Consider the following 22117-nt stretch of genomic DNA (forward strand, 5'->3'; position numbering starts at 1 on the left):
GCAAATCCAAAGCATTACATTAAGACGTGGCCTGATAAACATATCGCATCAGGCCATTTTCGTTAGCTATTGTCCACGTCAGGCTTTCACATCACTCACTGCACCGACCGGAATATCAGCATGAACAGGCTCGGGCGGTACTTTGCGATATTTATCCAGCAGATGAATCTGGATCCTGCGCAGCGTGTCGCCATTGAGGCGATAGAAACGGAAGTAGAGAATCAGCGTTACCATGAAAAACAGAGTCGGTAGAGCAATCATAATAAACTGCATACCTAATAGGGCTTGCGTAGACTGTTCAACATTCGGTACATAGCCAATCATCCCTAACACAACCGCAATGAAAAAAGCCGCAAAGGCTGAACCGCCCTTCACCACCATAGTCTGCACGGAGTAAGCGATGCTTTCACAGCGTACGTGCAGTTTATATTCACCGTAATCAACGGTATCTGCCACCATGATGACCTGTAATACCCAGAAAAGCGCCGTTCCCACATTCAGCAAAATACCCGCAATCACAATGAGGACGACGTTGTGATAGCTCATTAATGCCATTAACAGGAGAACACCACAGCTTAACACCGGAAGAATAGATGCTCCGGCCCATAAAATGCGTCGGGATAATGATTTAACTAAGCGTGGGAAGAATACTAACGTCACCAGGTTAGCAGCTCCCGCATACGACAGATAATAGGGGAACAAATCCGCATCACCGATAACATATGAGAAATAATAGATAGCAAATCCGGTAATAATGTTGCTGGCTACATTATAAGCAAGAGCCATACCCAAGAGGCATGAAAGCTGATCGTTTTTATAAATAAGCGCAACGATGGCTTTAAGTGTCAGATGGCTTCCTTCAGCAGACGATTGATTGTCTGACGAAAAGACTTCATGCACATTGCGCAGAGTGATGATGGTTGAAACAATAAAAAAGGCGATCAATACCAGAGTGAACATCTGAAAGCCAAATCCCCGATCGCCACCGCCGACATAATTAACAAATGGTAGCGTCACACCTGCCGTAACAAAGCCTGCCAGACTGGCAAAAAAACGCGGATAAGGAACCAGTTGTTCGCGTTCACGTTTATCGAGCGTGATGGTTGGAACCAGCGACCAGAAGGGAATATCCATAATGGTGTAAGTCATGCCCCAGAGGATGTAGGTCACGCAAACAAAGACAATCTGAGTAGTACCTTCAAACAGATGCGCACTAAAGAGGAGAAATAAGATTACAGAGTTTGCCAACGTACCGATCAGGATCCAGGGTTTGAACTTACCCCATCGCGATCGCGTAGCATTTACAATCCATCCCATAATCGGATCGTTAATAGCATCCCAGATCCTCGCCACCAGAAACAAAGTACCGACCAAACCCACAGACAGCCCGACGACATCGGTGTAGTAATACATGAGGTACATATACACAATGCCGATCGCAAAATCCTTCCCGAACGCTCCAAATCCATAACTGAGTTTTGTAGTCATTGAAATGCTCATAGGGTATCGGGTCGCTGTTACCAACGCCCGCCTTCTGTTATTGGTATCGTCAGAGGTGTGCGCCGGAATAAATCCCCCGGCGCAGTAGCGTTTAGTCGCGTTTTAACGGTGCAACCAGCTTGGCAGCCAGTCGCCGTGGGCGGCAATCAGGTCGTCAACAAGAGCATATATTTCGTCAATGCCCAGCACGGCGGCAGTATGCGGGTCCATCATCGCGGCGTGGTAAACACGGTCGCGATTTTCCGTAAGAATAGCTTCGGTCAGCAGCGTCTGTACGTTGATGTTGGTTTGCATCAGGGCGGCCAGATGCGAAGGTAGCGTACCGACTTTGGTCGGCTGAATGCCATTAGCATCAACCAGACAGGCTACTTCCACGCAACATCCTTGTGGCAGGTTATCAATCAAACCATCGTTACGGACGTTGCCGTAAATCACACTCGGCTCGCCAGTCCAGATAGCGTTCATGATTGTGCTGGCATATTCCCGTGACGGTTTAATATCAATCCGGGAGGCGTTTTTATACTCCTCCAGCTCTTTATGCCAGTTCGCCAGCTGCTCGACGCAGCGTTTCGGGTACTCATCCAGCGGTACTTTATAACGCTCAATCAAATCCTCACGACCTAGCTTAATAAACCACGGCGTATATTCGGCAAAATGTTCTGACGATTCCGTGACGAAGTAGCCCAGCTTTTTGAACATTTCGTAGCGCACAATATTCTGGCAGCGAGTATTACCATGAATATTTGGCTTCGGTGCCTGCCCTGCTTCATAAGCCGCCAGCAGTTCCGGGTAGAGATTCACGTAACTGCCGTCGGCGGTTTTGCGCTCCAGCTCCAGGTAAAACGCCATATGGTTGATACCTGCGCAACGGTAACGCAGCGTAGCCGGGTCGATATTGAGGTCACGCGCCAGCTCTTCCGCCGTTCCCTGCACCGAATGGCACAGCCCGACCTGTTTGATATACGGATAGCGGGCATACATCGCCCAGGTATTCATCGCCATTGGGTTAACATAGTTGAGCATGGTGGCATCGGGGCAGACTTCCGTCATGTTCTCGCAAATTTGCCACAGATGCGGAATGGTACGTAGCGCGCGCATAATACCGCCCGGCCCCAACGTATCGGCAATGGTTTGTTCCAGACCATGCCGCTTACAGACCTCGAAATCAGTCACCGTGCAAGGTTCATAACCGCCAATCTGAAATGCCACCACGACAAAATCGGCATCCTCTAAGGCTTCTTTCTGTTGGGTGTGGCAGGTGATTTTGCCGCTGGCCCCTGCTGAATCCATCAGCTTACGCACCACAATATGCGACTCTTCCAGGCGGGTGGGGTCAATGTCCATCAGGGCAATATGCGCCGTTTTCAGCGCCTCGCGATGGAACACATCACCAAGAATATTTTTAACGAAAATCGTCGAACCAGCGCCGATAAATGTAATTTTGGGTGCAGACATCATGCAGATCTCCTGGCTTGCTTGAATAACTTCATCATGGCAGGCGAATCTGCAGAAAACCTCCGGCTTCCAGGTTGAGCATTCCCATAAACTCAGATCCTGCGTGAAGCAGCAGTAAATCTGAGTTTATGGGAATAAATTACCTGAAAAGTAGAGTTTTCGGCCTCATGATGCTCGGACAGTCCCCTCGCCCCTCTGGGAAGAGGGTGAAAACCGTGCTCCCACTCGCAGTCATCCTCCCTCACTCCTGCCATAATTCTGATATTCTAGGAAAGAGAGCCATCCATGAATACAGATACGTTTATGTGCAGCAGCGACGAAAAACAGACCCGCAGCCCGCTGTCGCTGTATTCGGAATACCAGCGGATGGAGATTGAGTTTCGCGCACCGCATATCATGCCCACCAGCCACTGGCATGGTCAGGTCGAAGTGAATGTGCCTTTCGATGGCGATGTGGAATACCTGATCAACAATGAAAAAGTGAATATCAATCAGGGTCATATCACGCTGTTCTGGGCCTGTACACCGCACCAACTAACAGATACCGGAACCTGTCAGAGCATGGCGATTTTTAATCTGCCGATGCATCTGTTTCTCTCCTGGCCGCTGGATAAAGACCTGATTAACCACGTCACTCACGGCATGGTGATCAAATCACTTGCCACACAGCAACTTAGCCCGTTTGAAGTACGCCGCTGGCAGCAGGAATTAAACAGTCCGAATGAGCAAATTCGCCAGCTCGCCATTGATGAAATTGGCCTGATGCTCAAGCGATTTAGCCTCTCTAGCTGGGAACCGATTCTGGTCAATAAAACCTCGCGCACACACAAAAACAGCGTCTCGCGCCATGCGCAATTTTATGTTAGCCAGATGCTGGGCTTTATTGCCGAAAACTATGATCAGGCGCTGACCATCAACGATGTGGCTGAGCACGTCAAACTTAACGCCAACTATGCAATGGGGATATTCCAGCGGGTCATGCAATTGACGATGAAACAGTACATTACCGCGATGCGCATCAACCACGTTCGCGCGTTACTGAGCGATACCGATAAAAGTATTCTCGATATTGCCCTGACGGCAGGCTTTCGTTCAAGTAGTCGTTTTTACAGCACGTTCGGCAAATATGTCGGCATGTCGCCGCAACAATACCGCAAACTTAGCCAACAGCGCCGCCAGACGTTTCCCGGCTAAAGACGATATCAGTATCAGCCAAAAAAATAGTTTAGCCGTCGATAATAAGCAGTGAAAATAATTTAAAATAATCACATAACGTATTGTTTATAAAACTAAATATTTCAAAAATGTTTGTTTTTCACGCGCTTTACAGCCCGAAAAGGCCGGAAGATACTTGCCCGCAACGAAGATTCCTTCATAACCGGGTAAGCAATGATGAAAGTATTAATTGTTGAAAGCGAGTTTCTCCATCAAGACACCTGGGTCGGTAACGCCGTTGAGCGTCTGGCAGATGCTTTAAGCCAGCAAAATGTTACCGTGATTAAATCCACCTCCTTTGATGATGGTTTTGCCATTCTCTCTTCAAACGAAGCCATTGACTGCCTGATGTTCAGCTATCAAATGGAGCATCCGGACGAACATCAAAACGTCAGACAATTGATCGGTAAGCTTCATGAGCGCCAACAAAACGTGCCGGTCTTCCTGTTGGGCGATCGGGAAAAAGCCCTCGCCGCAATGGACCGGGATCTGCTGGAGCTTGTCGATGAATTCGCCTGGATTCTGGAAGATACCGCCGACTTTATCGCCGGACGCGCCGTTGCCGCGATGACCCGCTACCGCCAGCAGCTGTTGCCGCCACTGTTCAGCGCGCTGATGAAATATAGTGACATCCATGAATATTCCTGGGCAGCGCCAGGCCACCAGGGCGGCGTTGGTTTTACCAAAACACCCGCCGGACGTTTCTACCATGACTACTATGGTGAAAATCTGTTCCGCACCGACATGGGCATCGAACGAACTTCCCTCGGTTCTTTGCTTGACCATACTGGCGCATTTGGCGAAAGCGAAAAATATGCCGCACGCGTATTTGGTGCCGATCGCTCCTGGTCGGTAGTCGTCGGTACTTCCGGCTCTAACCGCACCATCATGCAGGCTTGCATGACCGATAACGATGTCGTGGTCGTTGACCGTAACTGCCATAAATCCATCGAACAAGGTTTGATGCTGACAGGCGCGAAACCGGTCTATATGGTGCCAAGCCGCAACCGCTACGGCATTATCGGGCCAATCTATCCGCAGGAAATGCAACCTGAAACCTTGCAAAAGAAAATCAGTGAAAGCCCGCTGACCAAAGACAAAGCCGGGCAAAAACCGTCTTACTGCGTGGTAACCAACTGCACCTATGACGGCGTGTGTTATAACGCTAAAGAAGCGCAGGATCTGCTGGAAAAAACCTCCGATCGTCTGCACTTTGACGAAGCCTGGTACGGCTATGCACGTTTCAACCCGATCTATGCCGATCACTATGCCATGCGCGGCGAACCTGGCGATCACAACGGTCCTACCGTTTTCGCCACCCACTCCATCCACAAACTGCTGAATGCGCTGTCACAGGCTTCTTATATTCATGTACGTGAAGGTCGTGGGGCGATTAACTTCTCCCGCTTCAACCAGGCCTACATGATGCATGCCACCACCTCCCCGCTGTATGCCATCTGCGCATCCAACGACGTGGCGGTGTCGATGATGGACGGCAACAGCGGCCTGTCACTGACACAGGAAGTGATTGACGAAGCGGTTGATTTCCGTCAGGCGATGGCGCGGCTATATAAAGAGTTCACCGCTGACGGTAGCTGGTTCTTCAAACCGTGGAACAAAGAAGTCGTCACCGACCCACAAACCGGCAAAACCTATGACTTTGCTGACGCACCAACCAAACTGCTGACCACCGTTCAGGACTGCTGGGTAATGCATCCGGGCGAAAGCTGGCACGGCTTCAAAGATATTCCGGATAACTGGAGTATGCTCGACCCAATTAAAGTCAGCATCCTTGCTCCGGGAATGGGTGAAGATGGTGAACTGGAAGAAACCGGTGTTCCGGCGGCGCTGGTCACTGCCTGGCTTGGTCGCCACGGCATTGTGCCTACCCGCACCACTGACTTCCAAATTATGTTCCTGTTCTCTATGGGCGTAACCCGTGGGAAATGGGGGACTCTGGTTAACACCCTTTGCTCCTTCAAACACCACTATGACGCCAACACACCGCTGGCGCAGGTGATGCCGGAACTTGTTGAACAATATCCTGACACTTACGCGAACATGGGGATTCACGATCTGGGTGACACCATGTTTGCCTGGCTGAAAGAAAACAACCCTGGCGCACGGTTGAACGAAGCCTATTCCGGCCTGCCGGTGGCGGAAATCACCCCGCGTGAAGCGTACAACGCGATTGTCGACAACAATGTCGAACTGGTATCCATTGAAAATCTGCCAGGACGCATCGCGGCAAACTCAGTTATCCCGTATCCGCCAGGAATCCCGATGCTGCTGTCTGGTGAAAACTTCGGCGATAAAAACAGTCCGCAAGTAAGTTATTTACGCTCGCTGCAATCCTGGGACCACCATTTCCCTAGATTTGAACACGAAACTGAAGGGACTGAAATTATTGACGGTATTTACCACGTTATGTGCGTGAAAGCGTAACCACTATTCCGCTGAAGGCGTAATTGTTTAAATAACATTACGCCGCCTGGCCTTAGGCCTTTTGAGTATGGCAACGTTTTCATAAAAATTGCTGCAAACAAAAATGTCATACTTTTTGCGCGGCCCCACCCCACGCTTTTTTTTGCCTGTTATTTATCCTGTAAAAAAATATGTACATGAGAAATTACTATAAAAATTTGTAATATTAGTAAAACTCGTTATTTTTATGCATGTTTATATTCATCATGCAATTATATAACCATTTCCCGGTATCGCTTTGCTTTAGCGAGAACTGGTCTTTTATTCGCACTCAGGAGTACATGTATGAGGATTTGCAGCGACCAACCTTGTATTGTTTTATTGACTGAAAAAGATGTCTGGATAAGGGTGAATGGGAAAGAACCTATTAGCCTTAAAGCTAACCATATGGCGTTATTAAATTGTGAAAATAATATTATCGACGTCTCCTCTCTTAACAACACTTTGGTTGCTCATATTAGTCACGACATCATCAAAGATTACCTCCGGTTTCTGAATAAAGATCTCTCGCAAATACCAGTATGGCAACGTAGCGCTACGCCCATACTCACCCTGCCATGCCTGACGCCAGACGTCTTTCGCGTTGCCGCGCAACACAGCATGATGCCCGCAGAAACTGAGTCAGAAAAGGAACGAACACGCGCATTATTATTCACGGTGCTATCCCGTTTTCTCGACAGTAAAAAATTCCTTTCATTAATGATGTATATGTTACGTAATTGTGTAAGTGACAGCGTTTATCAAATTATTGAAAGCGATATTCACAAAGACTGGAATCTTAGTATGGTAGCCAGTTGTTTATGTCTTAGCCCAAGTCTGTTAAAGAAAAAGTTGAAAAGCGAAAACACCAGTTATAGCCAAATAATCACCACCTGCCGCATGCGTTATGCCGTAAATGAATTAATGATGGACGGTAAAAATATCTCTCAGGTATCACAGTCCTGCGGCTACAACAGTACGTCGTACTTTATTTCTGTCTTTAAAGACTTCTACGGTATGACGCCGCTGCATTATGTTAGTCAGCACAGAGAACGCACTGTCGCCTGATTTTTAACCTTAACGAAGAGCTATATTAATAACGGCATCAGCGATAACCCGGTCGATAATAATTCAACTATCGAATGCAGGCGTATGATATGACGTAATTTATTGTCACGAAGCTCGCCTTCGCAGGAGTTTAATTATGTCTTCGGATGCTGATGCTCACAAAGTGGGCTTAATCCCCGTCACCCTGATGGTGTCGGGGAATATTATGGGGTCAGGTGTTTTTCTGTTACCTGCAAACCTGGCCTCCACTGGCGGGATTGCCATTTATGGATGGTTGGTGACGATTATCGGTGCGCTGGGGCTCTCGATGGTATACGCCAAAATGTCGTTCCTCGACCCAAGTCCTGGTGGTTCTTACGCTTACGCCCGCCGCTGCTTTGGCCCGTTTCTCGGTTATCAAACCAACGTCCTCTACTGGCTGGCCTGCTGGATCGGCAATATCGCCATGGTGGTCATTGGCGTAGGATATTTAAGTTACTTCTTCCCGATTCTGAAAGATCCATTGGTATTAACCATCACCTGCGTCGTGGTGCTGTGGATCTTCGTCCTGCTGAACATTGTCGGTCCGAAAATGATCACCCGCGTGCAGGCCGTTGCCACTGTGCTGGCGCTGATCCCCATCGTCGGGATTGCCGTATTTGGCTGGTTCTGGTTCCGTGGTGAAACCTATATGGCGGCATGGAACGTCAGCGGCCTGGGCACCTTCGGTGCGATTCAAAGTACCCTTAACGTTACGCTGTGGTCGTTCATCGGTGTGGAAAGTGCCTCCGTTGCCGCAGGTGTGGTGAAAAACCCGAAACGCAATGTCCCTATCGCCACCATTGGTGGGGTATTGATTGCCGCCGTTTGCTATGTGCTCTCCACCACCGCGATTATGGGGATGATCCCTAATGCCGCACTGCGCGTTTCTGCCTCGCCATTCGGTGATGCCGCACGGATGGCGTTGGGTGACACCGCTGGGGCCATTGTTTCCTTCTGCGCAGCTGCGGGTTGCTTAGGTTCACTGGGCGGCTGGACGTTGCTGGCGGGTCAAACGGCGAAAGCCGCTGCCGATGACGGACTGTTCCCACCGATTTTTGCCCGTGTAAATAAAGCGGGTACGCCAGTGGCGGGGCTGATTATCGTCGGTATTTTGATGACCATCTTCCAGCTCAGCAGCATTTCACCAAACGCGACCAAAGAGTTCGGTCTGGTTTCTTCCGTCTCGGTCATCTTTACACTGGTGCCATATCTTTACACCTGTGCGGCGTTACTGCTGCTCGGCCACGGTCACTTTGGTAAAGCACGCCCGGCATATCTGGCTGTTACTACCATTGCCTTCCTCTACTGCATTTGGGCCGTGGTGGGGTCCGGGGCGAAAGAGGTTATGTGGTCATTTGTCACCCTGATGGTCATCACCGCCATGTATGCGCTGAATTACAACCGGCTACATAAAAACCCGTATCCCTTAGATGCACCAATAAGCAAAGATTAATTCCCCTTAATCCAGCAAACATAAAAGCCAACCTTAAGAACTTAAGGTTGGCTTAATTTTGCTTTGCGAGCATATGCGCACTTTGTTCGATGGAAACACCGTGATGTTGAAGCGCCTACTAAAAAGACCCTCTTTGAATTTACTCGCCTGGCTATTGTTGGCCGCTTTTTATATCTCTATCTGCCTGAATATTGCCTTTTTTAAACAGGTGTTGCAGGCGCTGCCGCTGGATTCGCTGCATAACGTACTGGTTTTCTTGTCGATGCCGGTTGTCGCTTTCAGCGTGATTAATATTGTCCTGACACTAAGCTCTTTCTTATGGCTTAATCGACCACTGGCCTGCCTGTTTATTCTGATTGGCGCGGCTGCACAATATTTCATAATGACTTACGGCATCGTCATCGACCGCTCGATGATTGCCAATATTATTGATACCACTCCAGCAGAAAGTTATGCGCTGATGACACCGCAAATGTTATTAACGCTGGGATTCAGCGGCGTGCTTGCTGAGCTGATTGCCTGCTGGCTAAAAATCAAACCTGCCACCTCGCGTCTGCGCAGTGTTCTTTTCCGTGGAGCCAATATTCTGGTTTCTGTACTGCTGATTTTGCTGGTCGCCGCACTGTTTTATAAAGACTACGCCTCGTTGTTCCGCAATAACAAAGAGCTGGTGAAATCCTTAAGCCCCTCTAACAGCATTGTTGCCAGCTGGTCATGGTACTCCCATCAGCGACTGGCAAATCTGCCGCTGGTGCGAATTGGTGAAGACGCGCACCGCAACCCGTTAATGCAGAACGAAAAACGTAAAAATTTGACCATCCTGATTGTCGGCGAAACCTCGCGGGCGGAGAACTTCTCCCTCAACGGCTACCCGCGTGAAACTAACCCGCGGCTGGCGAAAGATAACGTGGTCTATTTCCCTAATACCGCATCTTGCGGCACGGCAACGGCAGTTTCAGTACCGTGCATGTTCTCGGATATGCCGCGTGAGCACTACAAAGAAGAGCTGGCACAGCACCAGGAAGGCGTGCTGGATATCATTCAGCGAGCGGGCATCAACGTGCTGTGGAATGACAACGATGGCGGCTGTAAAGGTGCCTGCGACCGCGTGCCTCACCAGAACGTCACCGCGCTGAATCTGCCTGATCAGTGCATCAACGGCGAATGCTATGACGAAGTGCTGTTCCACGGGCTGGAAGAGTACATCAATAACCTGCAGGGTGATGGCGTGATTGTCTTACACACCATCGGCAGCCACGGTCCGACCTATTACAACCGCTATCCGCCGCAGTTCAGGAAATTTACCCCAACCTGCGACACCAATGAGATCCAGACCTGTACCAAAGAGCAACTGGTGAACACTTACGACAACACGCTGGTTTACGTCGACTATATTGTTGATAAAGCGATTAATCTGCTTAAAGAACATCAGGATAAATTTACCACCAGCCTGGTTTATCTTTCTGACCACGGTGAATCGTTAGGTGAAAATGGCATCTATCTGCACGGTCTGCCTTATGCCATCGCCCCGGATAGCCAAAAACAGGTGCCAATGCTGCTGTGGCTGTCGGAGGATTATCAAAAGCGGTATCAGGTTGACCAGAACTGCCTGCAAAAACAGGCGCAAACGCAACACTATTCACAAGACAATTTATTCTCCACGCTATTGGGATTAACTGGCGTTGAGACGAAGTATTACCAGGCCGCGGATGATATTCTGCAAACTTGCAGGAGAGTGAGTAAATGAAAATTCTGATTGTTGAAGACGATACGCTGTTATTGCAGGGACTGATTCTGGCGGCGCAAACCGAAGGCTACGCGTGCGATGGCGTGACAACCGCGCGGATGGCGGAACAAAGCCTTGAGGACGGTCATTACAGCCTGGTGGTACTGGATTTAGGGTTACCCGACGAAGATGGACTGCATTTTCTCGCCCGTATCCGGCAGAAAAAATACACCCTGCCGGTACTGATCCTCACCGCTCGCGATACGCTGACCGACAAAATCGCCGGGCTGGATGTCGGTGCCGATGACTATCTGGTGAAGCCTTTTGCGCTGGAAGAGTTACACGCCCGTATCCGCGCCCTGCTACGACGCCATAATAATCAGGGCGAAAGTGAGCTGATTGTTGGCAATCTGACGCTGAATATGGGTCGCCGTCAGGTATGGATGGGCGGTGAAGAGTTGATTCTGACGCCCAAAGAATATGCTCTGCTGTCACGGTTAATGCTCAAAGCAGGCAGTCCGGTACATCGGGAAATTCTCTACAACGACATCTATAACTGGGACAATGAACCCTCGACCAACACCCTGGAAGTGCATATCCACAATCTGCGCGACAAAGTGGGCAAAGCCCGTATCCGCACCGTGCGCGGCTTTGGCTATATGCTGGTCGCGAATGAGGAAAACTAATTGAATCTGATGCGTTTTCTGCGCCGACCTATATCGCTGCGCCAACGGCTGATATTGACCATCGGGGCCATTTTGTTGGTGTTTGAGCTGATCAGCGTCTTCTGGCTATGGCATGAAAGTACCGAGCAGATTCAGCTGTTTGAGCAGGCGCTACGCGACAATCGCAACAACGATCGCCACATCATGCGTGAGATCCGCGAGGCGGTCGCCAGCCTGATTGTCCCCGGCGTCTTTATGGTCAGCCTGACGCTATTTATCTGCTATCAGGCGGTACGCCGCATCACCCGCCCGCTGGCGGAGCTGCAAAAAGAGCTGGAAGCGCGCACCGCCGACAACTTAACGCCCATTGCCATTCACAGCGCCACCCTCGAAATCGAAGCGGTGGTTTCGGCGTTGAACGATCTGGTCAGTCGCCTGACCAGCACGCTGGATAACGAAAGGTTGTTTACCGCTGACGTCGCGCACGAACTGCGAACGCCACTGGCGGGGGTGCGTTTGCATCTGGAACTGCTGGCGAAAACGCATCACATTGATGTAGCACCGTTAGTGGCACGGCTTGATCAGATGATGGAGAGCGTCTCCCAGCTGCTGCAACTGGCGCGTGCCGGACAGTCATTTTCTTCCGGTAATTATCAACATGTAAAACTGCTGGAAGATGTCATTCTCCCCTCGTATGACGAACTCAGTACCATGCTCGACCAGCGACAGCAAACCCTGCTATTGCCAGAGAGCGCCGCCGACATCACCGTTCAGGGTGATGCAACCCTGCTGCGGATGTTATTGCGAAACCTGGTAGAAAACGCCCATCGTTACAGCCCGCAAGGCAGCAACATTATGATTAAGCTGCAAGAAGATGGCGGAGCGGTCATGGCAGTTGAAGATGAAGGACCAGGTATTGATGAGAGTAAATGCGGGGAGTTGAGTAAAGCGTTTGTACGTATGGACAGCCGTTATGGCGGGATTGGTCTGGGGTTAAGTATTGTCAGCCGCATTACACAGTTGCATCACGGGCAGTTTTTCCTGCAAAACCGGCAAGAGACTTCCGGCACGCGGGCCTGGGTACGGCTGAAGAAAGATCAGAACGTGGCAAACCAGATATAAAGAAAGCTGCTGACCACCAGCACGCTGAACACGGTAGTTAAACTTTCATAAACACGGTTTTTCATTGCACTCTCCTCCGTTAACCTGGAGGAGAGTATGCGCGTCAGAGATTAAGTGAACCTTAAGAGTTCAATTGGCCTGATAAGACAGCGTCACATCAGGCCATCCGTTTCAGCTTATTCATCAATTCGCGGATGTTGCTGCACCAGGCGGGTACGTTTCGCCTGCAAATCGGCAATCTCGTGGTCAATATTATCGATTTTCTGCTCGATATTATCGTAATGCTCGACGAGAATTTCCTTCGCTTCCTGTATATCTGACGCCGCCGGTGTCGCACCTTTCAACGGACGATTTGCCGTCTCTTTCATGGTTACGCCGGTGATTAAACCAATCACCGCCACTACCATCAGGTAATAGGCAGGCATCATCAGATTCTGCGAGCTTTCGACCAGCCAGGCCGCCAGTGTTGGCGTCAGACCGGCAACCAGCACCGAAATATTAAATGCCGCCGCCAGCGCGCTGTAACGGATATGCGTCGGGAACATCGCTGGCAAGGTAGAAGCCATAACGCCCATAAAGCAGTTAAGGATCACCGCCAGCATCAGTAACCCGGCAAAAATCAGGCCGATGACGTTACTGTTAATCAGAATAAACGCCGGGATCGCCAACACAAACAGTGCAACACTACCAAGTAGCACAAACGGACGACGGCCAAAACGGTCACTCAGCAAGCCCATCACCGGCTGGACAAACAGCATACCGATCATAATGGCGATAATAATCAGCACCCCGTGGTCTTCGGAGTAATGCAGGTTATGCGACAAATAACTCGGCATATAGGTCAGCAACATGTAGTAAGTCACGTTGGTGGCAATTACCAGACCAATACATGTCAACAGGCTGCGCCAGTATTTAGTGGCAATCTCTTTAAACGAGACTTTCGGGCCATCCTGCAAACCTTCGCGGTCGCCCTGTTCCAGTTTATCAACATGCTGCTGGAACGCCGGAGTTTCTTCCAGCGCATGGCGCAGGTAAAGCCCGATAATCCCTAACGGCAGAGCAATAAAGAACGGAATACGCCAGCCCCAGTCGAGGAAGTTCGCTTCGCCGACAATGGTCGAAATTAACACCACCACGCCCGCACCCAGCACAAACCCGGCAATAGAACCGAAGTCCAGCCAGCTGCCCATAAAGCCACGTTTACGGTCAGGGGAGTATTCCGCAACAAATATCGACGCCCCGGTATATTCACCACCGACCGAGAAACCTTGTGCCATCTTACAGATCAACAGCAGAATCGGTGCCCAAATACCAATCGTGTCGTAGGACGGTATTAAGCCAATACAGAACGTACTGATCGACATAATCACAATAGTGATAGCGAGGATCTTCTGGCGACCATATTTATCGCCCAACATACCAAAGAAGAGTCCGCCAAGCGGTCGAATCAGAAAGGGAACGGAGAAAGTGGCAAGTGCAGCAACCATCTGCACGCTGGGGTCAGCCCCCGGGAAAAAAACTTTACCTAATGCGTAAGCAACAAAACCATAAACACCAAAATCAAACCATTCCATTGCATTACCCAGTGATGCTGCGGTAATGGCTTTACGCAGTTTACCGTCATCAATAATGGTGACATCACGAAGGGTAATCGGTTTTACTTTTTTCCTTTTCAGCATAGCTTTCCTCGCAGAGTTGGCCCATTTCCGCAAACGCCAGAAAAATCAGCGCGACGGCCGCAAAAGGGGAGCGGGAATTGCAGGATGCAATCTCTGTAACAAGCGTAGCGGGTTTGCTTACACCCTCCGGTTAAGGAATGTACAATCAAACCAGTTGACGCCTGAATTGGGCAGTTAATGACCTTTTTACCCTACCAGTGTTTAAATTTGTGATCAACTTCACACATGGATTTCGTTTAGGACTCATTGATGTAACTGATTATTTACGCCAAATTTACAGAGAAGATTTCCTCGACCATTGCCCCCACCAAACGCTGCGCTGAACAGAGTCGTGGCATCCCCAGCGCGACAGTTTGCCAGCGTTGGGTCACTGACCAGCAAACGGGTTGTTTATCTGCCGTGGTCCACTTTCCCAGCCAACTTAAAAAATCAGCATGATCCCCGCCCGTCGGAACGGTCGAAGAGGCAAACCACTGATGGTAATAGTGACGCGTAGTCGGTGCCGCATTGATACTCTCTGCCAGATGTTGTGTCGCTTTCTCGCGCAAATCACCCAGCAACAACACCACCGCTTGCGGGCTTCCCAGACGGCAGGCATCGCCAAATGCACCCCAGCGCAACTCCTCCAGAACGATAAAACAGCGCCCAGGCAACGACCAGGCGTTATACGCCCCAGCACGCCAGCGGGTAAAAATTTGCTCGCTCTGATCACCTGCCTGCACCAGTAGGCCTCGTTGCGTTAACGCCTTTTCCTTCCAGCGACAACGGGCTGAAAACCACTCATACAAGGCGGCAATTTGCTGGGGGAGCTCCGGGAAAGCAGAGTGCTGGCGGTGATCCATTTTTTGCAGCAGCGCCAGATGCTGCGCGATCTGCGTCAGCGCCAGATGACCGGGATCCAGCATCGACGCCAGTTTTTCCACCATTGTCAGTCGCAGGCTAAGCGGCGCATTTAACATGCCGCCGTTCGTCCATGTCTGAAGCTGCACACGCGAAAGAAGTTCCTGCATCAGTCGTTCACGAAACTGCTGCTGATGGGCTTGAGGATGGCGGGCATCATCGCCCTGCGCCAGATCCACTAAAAAGCGCGGATGAACCGACTCCAGCACGCGACCGGGGCCGTCCAGTAACGTCTTGGTCAATATCGTTCTGCCGTGAAAAGTGTTTGAATATCATCGCGTAACAGCTGAGCGTCGGTGTAAATCCAGCTGTGAGTCATCACAGTCTGCTGCAATTGCTGCTGCATCAGCCTGACCACCGATTCATTTTGTTGACGCAGAGCCAGACTTTCGCGTAAACGCGTCTGTAATTCTGTCAAACATGAAGCGAACTCAGCGAAAAAAGTATTCATGCCTGCCGTAACAGATTCATCGACCTGCTCTGCCAGAACTTTAGCCATTTGTTGGCAATAGAGATCGACTTCTGCGCTTAATGCTCGTTGCAACACACTGTAATCAACCGTTTCTGTCGGGGATTTCTCATTTCCCCGTCCCCAGTCGGGCTGATTCAACCAGCGCGAAAAAGTCTCACGCACAACGCCTAAACGCGTGCTCTGCTCGTCCGTTGCTTCCTGGCGCGAAATGACTTCACTGAACAGCTGGCGAGTGTTGAAGTGGGGAACTACGCCGTGAAAAACAGGAAAATGAAACCCAGGACGAAACCCTGACTCGCTCAATTCCATTTTGACTTGTTGCTCAATGGGGCGAATAACATCGGTTAACACCCGGCAAAGGGTGGATTCCATCTCGGCAAAACGCAGCGTAAAGTCGCGACTGATGGTGTTCTGCGCCGTCTGTAACAGTGTCTCACAGCGGGTACGAATCTCGCTTAACGGCTCCGAATCATCCTGAAACAAGGCGGCTAACTGCGCATTCACCGCATCTTGCTGTTGACGCAGAAAGTGGTTGGCGGAGGTCAGGGCCAGCTCGATTTCATGTTTAATCTCGCCGCTCACCTGCGCCTGATTGAGTTGCAATAGCTGCAAACTTTCTTCGACCTGATGGATATTTTGCCGCAATTGTTCACAAGCGACGTTTAACCCGTGCGCACGAAAATCCAGGTATTCCCGCGCCTGCTGCGCGTAATTCAACAGTTTATGCGCAGCAGATCGCAGAGCATACAATGAGGCGTTAGCGTAAGCGGCATGAAGCAACGCCTGAATTGGCTGGGCGAACAGCGAATCTTCCCACAACTGATCGGCAGCATGACGAATATGTTCGAGGTCCGCCAGATCGGCATGACGCCAGCGCCTGCCGAGCGCGGCATGGGCAAAATCTTCCACCCAGCGTTGTTGCTCTGGCGCTGGTAACTTACCGTTGTTGGCTAACTCATAGCGCGCCCGATTCGCCAGGTAGCCCCACATCGACGACACCGGGAATATCTGCTGTGGCGTAATACAGCCTTTCATCAGCGTCCCGGAAATCAGTGCCCGCACCTGGTCGGCGTCGTCACTGTTACGATCCTGTTGATCGAACTTATTGACCAGCACATACAGCGGCACCGATTGCCCCACCGCCAAAATCGCCTCACGGACCTCTTCATCGGAGATCGATTTCAGTTGCGTATAATCCAGCACCGCCAGTACCGCCGAGGCGCGTGCCAGCTGCTGGTTAAGCATTTTTTGCAGATGCGGTTGCCCGGCTTCATTTGGCCCGGGGGTATCCAGTAACGTCAACTGACCGGGATAACTTTCCAGCCCCGCCAGATGGACAAACTCCACTTCAATCACGGGAATATGCTCAATGGCGGCGTAAGCAGAAAAAGGAAAATCGACGTCCAGCGCCTTCGCCAGTCGCACTAAATCATTCAAACTTTTCAGACAATGAAAAATAGGCTGGGCACCCAGATAATATTTTTCGAAAGCGACGCCATTTTCGATCCGCTGCATAAGCGCACGCATATCTTTATCTATTTCCAGCACATCGGTCAGATGCTTAATATCGCAATCACGCAGGCGCTGTTGTAATTGTTGAATTAAACAATCGATTGGCGCGACATGTGAAAAATGCAGTACCGGTTCCTTTTGCCCGGGCGTATGGCGAATAAGCGTCGGCAGCGCAGTCATTGGGCGATTACGATTAGGCAGAACCTCCGTACCAACAATGGCATTAATGGTGGTTGATTTCCCTGCTTTCATGGTACCGACAATTGCCAGCACCATTTCCAGTCGGGAAATTTTACACAACTCATTATTCAGCATCGCGTGACGTTCGGCGATATTAGGCTGACTCCAGGGTAAAGCCAGTTGTGGCGCGTCGTCTCCGGGTACAGAGAGAGGCATTTTTTCCAGTAACTGCAACTGTTGGCGAGAAAGCTGTAACAGGCGTTCAGCCTCCTGACTTAACTCATACAGGGTCTGTGTGTACATAGAAAATTCTTCCTTAAAGCAAATTTTGTTACTTTTATTTAGCCAGATTGTTTTTGAGTTCTGTTTTCGGCTTTTATAATTACTGCAAGAAATAATTTTATATTTAGTGTGTTGTTTTTTTATCAGAATAAATAACGTCTTCTGATGCGTTTAAAACGTCAGAAAGATAAAAATATCATGTGAATAAAAAAAAGAACAAGTAGAGCATTAACATTATCTTAAATAATAAATAGAGGCAAAAAGATTATTTTCTTTTTGCGTTTCCTTTCAAATGAAAACGATCGTCGTCTAAAATCAGCAGTACCCCCGACAAACTCAGGGATTTTGTGTATAATTGCGGCCTTTTTCGGCAATCTGCCGTTTTTTGGCGCTTTTGCCCTGCTGACTTTTGAGGAAATCCACATGTCATTACCACACTGCCCAAAATGCAACTCCGAATACACTTACGAAGATAACGGCATGTACATCTGCCCGGAATGTGCCTACGAATGGAACGACGCAGAACCTGCACAGGAAAGCGACGAGCTGATCGTTAAAGATGCTAACGGCAATCTGCTGGCTGACGGCGACAGCGTTACCATCATTAAAGATCTGAAGGTGAAAGGTAGCTCTTCGATGCTGAAAATTGGCACCAAAGTGAAAAACATCCGCCTGGTTGAAGGCGACCATAACATCGATTGCAAAATCGACGGTTTTGGTCCGATGAAACTGAAATCTGAGTTTGTGAAAAAGAACTGATTGTATTGTGATCGGTAAGCCGGATAAGGCGCTCGCGCCGCATCCGGCAACGATGCCGACTGCCTGATGCGACGCTTGCGCGTCTTATCAGGCAGCCTCTCATCTGTATAAATTTCGAACTACACTTAACTGGCTTCTCTTAACTGAGGTCACCATCATGCCGTTAAGTCCCTACCTCTCTTTTGCCGGTAACTGTTCCGACGCGATTGCCTATTATCAACGTACGTTGGGCGCGGAACTGCTCTATAAAATCAGCTTCGGCGAAATGCCGAAATCAGCGCAGGACAGCGCCGAGAACTGCCCTTCCGGAATGCAATTTCCCGATACCGCCATCGCTCATGCCAACGTGCGCATTGCCGGAAGCGACATCATGATGAGCGATGCTATACCGTCAGGAAAAGCCAGCTACTCCGGCTTTACGCTGGTGCTCGATTCGCAACAGGTCGAAGAAGGAAAACGCTGGTTTGATAACCTTGCCGCTAACGGAAAAATCGAAATGGCCTGGCAGGAAACTTTCTGGGCGCATGGCTTTGGCAAAGTCACCGATAAATTTGGCGTACCGTGGATGATTAATGTCGTCAAACAACAACCAACGCAATAACCCGCCGGGAGGCCCGCCCTCCCGCACTGTCATCGAATTCCCGTTAACTCTTCATCTGTTAGTCACTTTTAATTAACCAAATCGTCACAATAATCCGCCACGATGGAGCCACTTTTTTAGGGAGGCTGCATCATGCAAACGATTATCCGTGTCGAGAAGCTCGCCAAAACCTTCAATCAGCATCAAGCGCTGCATGCGGTTGATCTGAACATTCATCACAGTGAAATGGTGGCTCTGCTTGGGCCGTCGGGTTCCGGCAAATCCACCCTTTTACGTCATTTAAGCGGTTTGATTACCGGCGATAAATCCGCCGGTAGCCATATCGAGCTACTGGGCCGCACTGTCCAGCGCGAAGGCCGCCTGGCCCGCGATATCCGCAAAAGCCGCGCCAACACCGGCTACATCTTTCAACAATTCAACCTGGTGAACCGCCTGAGCGTACTGGAGAACGTGCTGATTGGCGCGCTCGGCAGCACGCCGTTCTGGCGCACCTGTTTTAGCTGGTTCACCGGCGAGCAGAAACAGCGCGCGTTACAGGCGCTGACCCGCGTTGGCATGGTGCATTTTGCCCATCAGCGCGTTTCCACCCTCTCCGGCGGCCAGCAGCAACGTGTGGCGATTGCCCGTGCGCTGATGCAGCAGGCGAAAGTGATTCTGGCCGATGAACCCATCGCCTCGCTGGACCCGGAATCAGCGCGCATCGTGATGGACACCCTGCGCGACATCAACCAGAACGACGGCATCACCGTGGTCGTCACGCTGCATCAGGTGGATTACGCCCTGCGCTACTGCGAACGCATCGTCGCCCTGCGTCAGGGGCACGTCTTCTACGACGGCAGCAGCCAACTGTTTGATAACGAACGTTTTGACCATCTCTACCGCAGCATTAACCGCATCGAAGAGAACGCGAAAGCTGCCTGATATCCCCATCATTGAGGAAAACGAATGAACGCTAAGATAATTGCCTCGCTGGCCTTCACCAGCATGTTCAGCCTCAGCACCCTGTTAACCCCGGCACACGCCGAAGAGCAGGAAAAGGCGCTGAATTTCGGCATTATTTCAACGGAATCACAGCAAAACCTGAAACCGCAATGGACGCCGTTTTTACAGGATATGGAGAAGAAACTGGGCGTGAAGGTCAACGCCTTCTTTGCCCCGGACTACGCGGGCATTATCCAGGGGATGCGCTTCAATAAAGTGGATATTGCCTGGTACGGCAACCTGTCGGCGATGGAAGCGGTGGATCGCGCCAATGGCCAGGTCTTCGCCCAGACGGTCGCGGCGGATGGATCGCCGGGTTACTGGAGCGTGTTGATCGTCAACAAAGACAGCCCGATCAACAACCTGAACGATCTGCTGGCGAAGCGGAAAGATCTCACCTTCGGCAATGGCGATCCTAACTCCACCTCTGGCTTCCTCGTCCCCGGTTACTACGTCTTCGCTAAAAACAATATCTCCGCCAGCGACTTCAAGCGCACCGTCAACGCCGGGCATGAAACCAACGCGCTGGCCGTCGCCAACAAGCAAGTGGATGTTGCCACCAACAACACCGAAAACCTCGACAAGCTGAAAACCTCCGCGCCGGAGAAGCTTAAAGAGCTGAAGGTGATCTGGAAATCGCCGCTGATCCTAGGCGATCCGATCGTCTGGCGCAAGAATCTGTCCGAAACTACCAAAGACAAGATCTACGACTTCTTTATGAACTACGGAAAAACGCCGGAAGAGAAAGCGGTGCTGGAACGCCTGGGCTGGGCGCCGTTCCGCGCTTCCAGCGACCTGCAACTGGTGCCGATTCGCCAGCTCGCACTGTTTAAAGAGATACAAAGCGTGAAAGGCAATAAAGGGCTGAATGAGCAGGACAAGCTGGCGAAAACCACCGAGATTCAGGCGCAGCTGGATGACCTGGACCGCCTGAACAACGCGTTAAGCGCGATGAGTTCGGTGAGTAAAGCGGTGCAGTAAATCGTAGGTCGGATAAGACGCCCCGGCGTCGCATCCGACAATGTGTAGGCGTTGATGCCGGATGCGGTGCAAGCACCTTATCCGGCCTACAGACCGGAGCCAAACATGCAAACCATCACCATCGCCCCACCCAAGCGTAGCTGGTTCTCGCTTCTGAGCTGGGCCGTTGTTCTCGACGTGCTGGTCGTCTCGTGGCAGGGCGCGGAAATGGCCCCGCTTACGCTGATTAAAGACGGCGGCAACATGGCAACCTTCGCGGTAATGACTCCAACTTACTGATAGTGTTTTATGTTCAGATAATGCCCGATGACCTTGTCATGCAGCTCCACCGATTTTGAGAACGACAGTGACTTCCGTACCAGCCTTGCCAGATGTTGTCTCAGATTCAGATTATGTCGCTCAATGCGCTGAGTGTAACGCTTGCTGATAACGTGCAGCTTTCCCTTCAGGCGTGATTCATACAGCGGCCAGCCATCCGTCATCCATACCACGACCTCAAAGGCCGACAGCAGGCTCAGAAGACGCTCCAGTGTGGCCAGAGTGCGTTCACCGAAGACGTGCGCCACAACCGTCCTCCGTATCCTGTCATACGCGTAAAACAGCCAGCGCTGACGTGATTTAGCACCGACGTAGCCCCAATGTTCGTCCATTTCAGCGCAGACAATCACATCACTGCCCGGTTGTATGCGCGAGGTTACCGACTGCGGCCTGAGTTTTTTAAGTGACGTAAAACCGTGTTGAGGCCAACGCCCATAATGCGTGCGCTGGCGCGACATCCGACGCCATTCATGGCCATATCAATGATTTTCTGGTGCGTACCGGGCTGAGAGGCGGTGTAAGTGAACTGTAGTTGCCATGTTTTACGGCAATGAGAGCAGAGATAGCGCTGATGTCCGGCAGTGCTTTTGCCGTTACGCACCACGCCTTCAGTAGCGGAGCAGGAAGGACATCTGATGGAAATGGAAGCCACGCAAGCACCTTAAAATCACCATCATACACTAAATCAGTAAGTTGGCAGCATAATTTTGAATATCAATGAATTATTTTCATCCAGGTGACGATTAAAAAGGTATCAATTTCAA

The 22117-nt window shown here is 50.5% G+C and carries 18 protein-coding genes and 1 other annotated feature; of the genes, 11 read left to right on the forward strand and 7 right to left on the reverse strand.

Going from position 1 to position 22117, the window contains the following annotated elements:
* Positions 1-78: 78 nt before the first annotated feature.
* Both melB and melA read right to left on the reverse strand, forming a co-directional pair.
* Entirely contained in the window at positions 79-1488 is a 1410-nt protein-coding gene (gene melB / locus SF4103) for a melibiose:sodium symporter (RefSeq protein ID NP_709821.2), read from the reverse strand.
* A gap of 114 nt (positions 1489-1602) precedes the next feature.
* Positions 1603-2958, reverse strand: a complete 1356-nt coding sequence (gene melA, locus SF4104; protein NP_709822.1) for an alpha-galactosidase — start codon at positions 2956-2958, stop codon at positions 1603-1605.
* A 282-nt stretch (positions 2959-3240) separates the two neighbouring features.
* On the opposite strand from melA, the gene melR reads away from it, so the two are divergent.
* The 7 genes from melR to basS all read left to right on the forward strand — a co-directional run bounded on the left by melR (position 3241) and on the right by basS (position 12688).
* Positions 3241-4149, forward strand: a complete 909-nt coding sequence (melR, locus tag SF4105; protein ID NP_709823.1) for a DNA-binding transcriptional regulator MelR — start codon at positions 3241-3243, stop codon at positions 4147-4149.
* A 198-nt stretch (positions 4150-4347) separates the two neighbouring features.
* Complete coding sequence (gene adiA, locus SF4106; protein NP_709824.2) at positions 4348-6615, forward strand: arginine decarboxylase; 2268 nt, start codon at positions 4348-4350, stop codon at positions 6613-6615.
* A 324-nt stretch (positions 6616-6939) separates the two neighbouring features.
* On the forward strand, positions 6940-7701 hold the full coding sequence (adiY, locus tag SF4107) for an AraC family transcriptional regulator (protein NP_709825.1): 762 nt from the start codon (positions 6940-6942) through the stop codon (positions 7699-7701).
* Between the two features lie 136 nt (positions 7702-7837).
* A complete protein-coding gene (yjdE, locus tag SF4108; RefSeq protein NP_709826.1) occupies positions 7838-9175 on the forward strand; it encodes an arginine:agmatin antiporter in 1338 nt (445 codons plus the stop codon).
* Between the two features lie 73 nt (positions 9176-9248).
* Complete coding sequence (gene yjdB, locus SF4109; protein NP_709827.2) at positions 9249-10922, forward strand: metal dependent hydrolase; 1674 nt, start codon at positions 9249-9251, stop codon at positions 10920-10922.
* Entirely contained in the window at positions 10919-11587 is a 669-nt protein-coding gene (basR, locus tag SF4110) for a DNA-binding transcriptional regulator BasR (protein NP_709828.1), read from the forward strand. Before yjdB ends, basR begins: the two co-directional genes overlap by 4 nt.
* Positions 11588-12688: a sensor protein BasS/PmrB gene (basS, locus tag SF4111; RefSeq protein ID NP_709829.1), complete on the forward strand. Its 1101-nt coding sequence runs from the start codon at positions 11588-11590 to the stop codon at positions 12686-12688.
* 176 nt (positions 12689-12864) lie between these two features.
* Here basS and proP read toward each other — a convergent pair whose 3' ends face one another.
* The 3 genes from proP to yjdA form a co-directional block, all read right to left on the reverse strand.
* Positions 12865-14367: a proline/glycine betaine transporter gene (gene proP / locus SF4112; protein ID NP_709830.2), complete on the reverse strand. Its 1503-nt coding sequence runs from the start codon at positions 14365-14367 to the stop codon at positions 12865-12867.
* A 263-nt stretch (positions 14368-14630) separates the two neighbouring features.
* On the reverse strand, positions 14631-15476 hold the full coding sequence (yjcZ, locus tag SF4113) for a hypothetical protein (protein ID NP_709831.2): 846 nt from the start codon (positions 15474-15476) through the stop codon (positions 14631-14633).
* A gap of 29 nt (positions 15477-15505) precedes the next feature.
* On the reverse strand, positions 15506-17734 hold the full coding sequence (gene yjdA, locus SF4114) for a hypothetical protein (protein NP_709832.1): 2229 nt from the start codon (positions 17732-17734) through the stop codon (positions 15506-15508).
* A gap of 402 nt (positions 17735-18136) precedes the next feature.
* Here yjdA and phnA point away from each other — a divergent pair, with 402 nt between their 5' ends.
* The 4 genes from phnA (at position 18137) to phnD (ending at position 21035) form a co-directional block, all read left to right on the forward strand.
* Positions 18137-18472, forward strand: a complete 336-nt coding sequence (gene phnA / locus SF4115) for a hypothetical protein (RefSeq protein NP_709833.1) — start codon at positions 18137-18139, stop codon at positions 18470-18472.
* Between the two features lie 157 nt (positions 18473-18629).
* The gene (gene phnB, locus SF4116; protein ID NP_709834.1) at positions 18630-19073 is read left to right on the forward strand and encodes a hypothetical protein; all 444 of its coding nucleotides are present in this window, start codon (positions 18630-18632) and stop codon (positions 19071-19073) included.
* Between the two features lie 132 nt (positions 19074-19205).
* The gene (gene phnC / locus SF4117) at positions 19206-19994 is read left to right on the forward strand and encodes a phosphonate/organophosphate ester transporter subunit (RefSeq protein ID NP_709835.2); all 789 of its coding nucleotides are present in this window, start codon (positions 19206-19208) and stop codon (positions 19992-19994) included.
* Between the two features lie 24 nt (positions 19995-20018).
* Positions 20019-21035, forward strand: a complete 1017-nt coding sequence (phnD, locus tag SF4118) for a phosphonate transporter substrate-binding protein (protein ID NP_709836.1) — start codon at positions 20019-20021, stop codon at positions 21033-21035.
* 257 nt (positions 21036-21292) lie between these two features.
* Positions 21293-22056: a mobile genetic element, on the reverse strand.
* Here the strand turns inward: phnD and insB are convergent.
* Positions 21308-21703 (reverse strand): insertion element IS1 protein InsB, encoded by a 396-nt coding sequence (insB, locus tag SF4119; protein NP_709837.1) that lies wholly within the window; start codon positions 21701-21703, stop codon positions 21308-21310. It overlaps the preceding feature by 396 nt.
* Positions 21730-22005: an insertion element IS1 protein InsA gene (insA, locus tag SF4120; RefSeq protein ID NP_709838.1), complete on the reverse strand. Its 276-nt coding sequence runs from the start codon at positions 22003-22005 to the stop codon at positions 21730-21732. It lies within the feature at positions 21293-22056.
* Positions 22057-22117: the final 61 nt, after the last annotated feature.

Origin of the sequence: Shigella flexneri 2a str. 301, assembly GCF_000006925.2 — a bacterium.
GTDB lineage: Bacteria > Pseudomonadota > Gammaproteobacteria > Enterobacterales > Enterobacteriaceae > ECMA0423.

What these genes read in the sequence shown, in the direction of transcription:
- melB (NP_709821.2), bottom strand. Translation starts at nt 1,488, where the DNA reads ATGACTACAAAACTCAGTTATGGATTTGGAGCGTTCGGGAAGGATTTT.
- melA (NP_709822.1), bottom strand. Translation starts at nt 2,958, where the DNA reads ATGATGTCTGCACCCAAAATTACATTTATCGGCGCTGGTTCGACGATT.
- melR (NP_709823.1), top strand. Translation starts at nt 3,241, where the DNA reads ATGAATACAGATACGTTTATGTGCAGCAGCGACGAAAAACAGACCCGC.
- adiA (NP_709824.2), top strand. Translation starts at nt 4,348, where the DNA reads ATGAAAGTATTAATTGTTGAAAGCGAGTTTCTCCATCAAGACACCTGG.
- adiY (NP_709825.1), top strand. Translation starts at nt 6,940, where the DNA reads ATGAGGATTTGCAGCGACCAACCTTGTATTGTTTTATTGACTGAAAAA.
- yjdE (NP_709826.1), top strand. Translation starts at nt 7,838, where the DNA reads ATGTCTTCGGATGCTGATGCTCACAAAGTGGGCTTAATCCCCGTCACC.
- yjdB (NP_709827.2), top strand. Translation starts at nt 9,249, where the DNA reads ATGCGCACTTTGTTCGATGGAAACACCGTGATGTTGAAGCGCCTACTA.
- basR (NP_709828.1), top strand. Translation starts at nt 10,919, where the DNA reads ATGAAAATTCTGATTGTTGAAGACGATACGCTGTTATTGCAGGGACTG.
- proP (NP_709830.2), bottom strand. Translation starts at nt 14,367, where the DNA reads ATGCTGAAAAGGAAAAAAGTAAAACCGATTACCCTTCGTGATGTCACC.
- yjdA (NP_709832.1), bottom strand. Translation starts at nt 17,734, where the DNA reads ATGTACACACAGACCCTGTATGAGTTAAGTCAGGAGGCTGAACGCCTG.
- phnA (NP_709833.1), top strand. Translation starts at nt 18,137, where the DNA reads ATGTCATTACCACACTGCCCAAAATGCAACTCCGAATACACTTACGAA.
- phnB (NP_709834.1), top strand. Translation starts at nt 18,630, where the DNA reads ATGCCGTTAAGTCCCTACCTCTCTTTTGCCGGTAACTGTTCCGACGCG.
- phnC (NP_709835.2), top strand. Translation starts at nt 19,206, where the DNA reads ATGCAAACGATTATCCGTGTCGAGAAGCTCGCCAAAACCTTCAATCAG.
- phnD (NP_709836.1), top strand. Translation starts at nt 20,019, where the DNA reads ATGAACGCTAAGATAATTGCCTCGCTGGCCTTCACCAGCATGTTCAGC.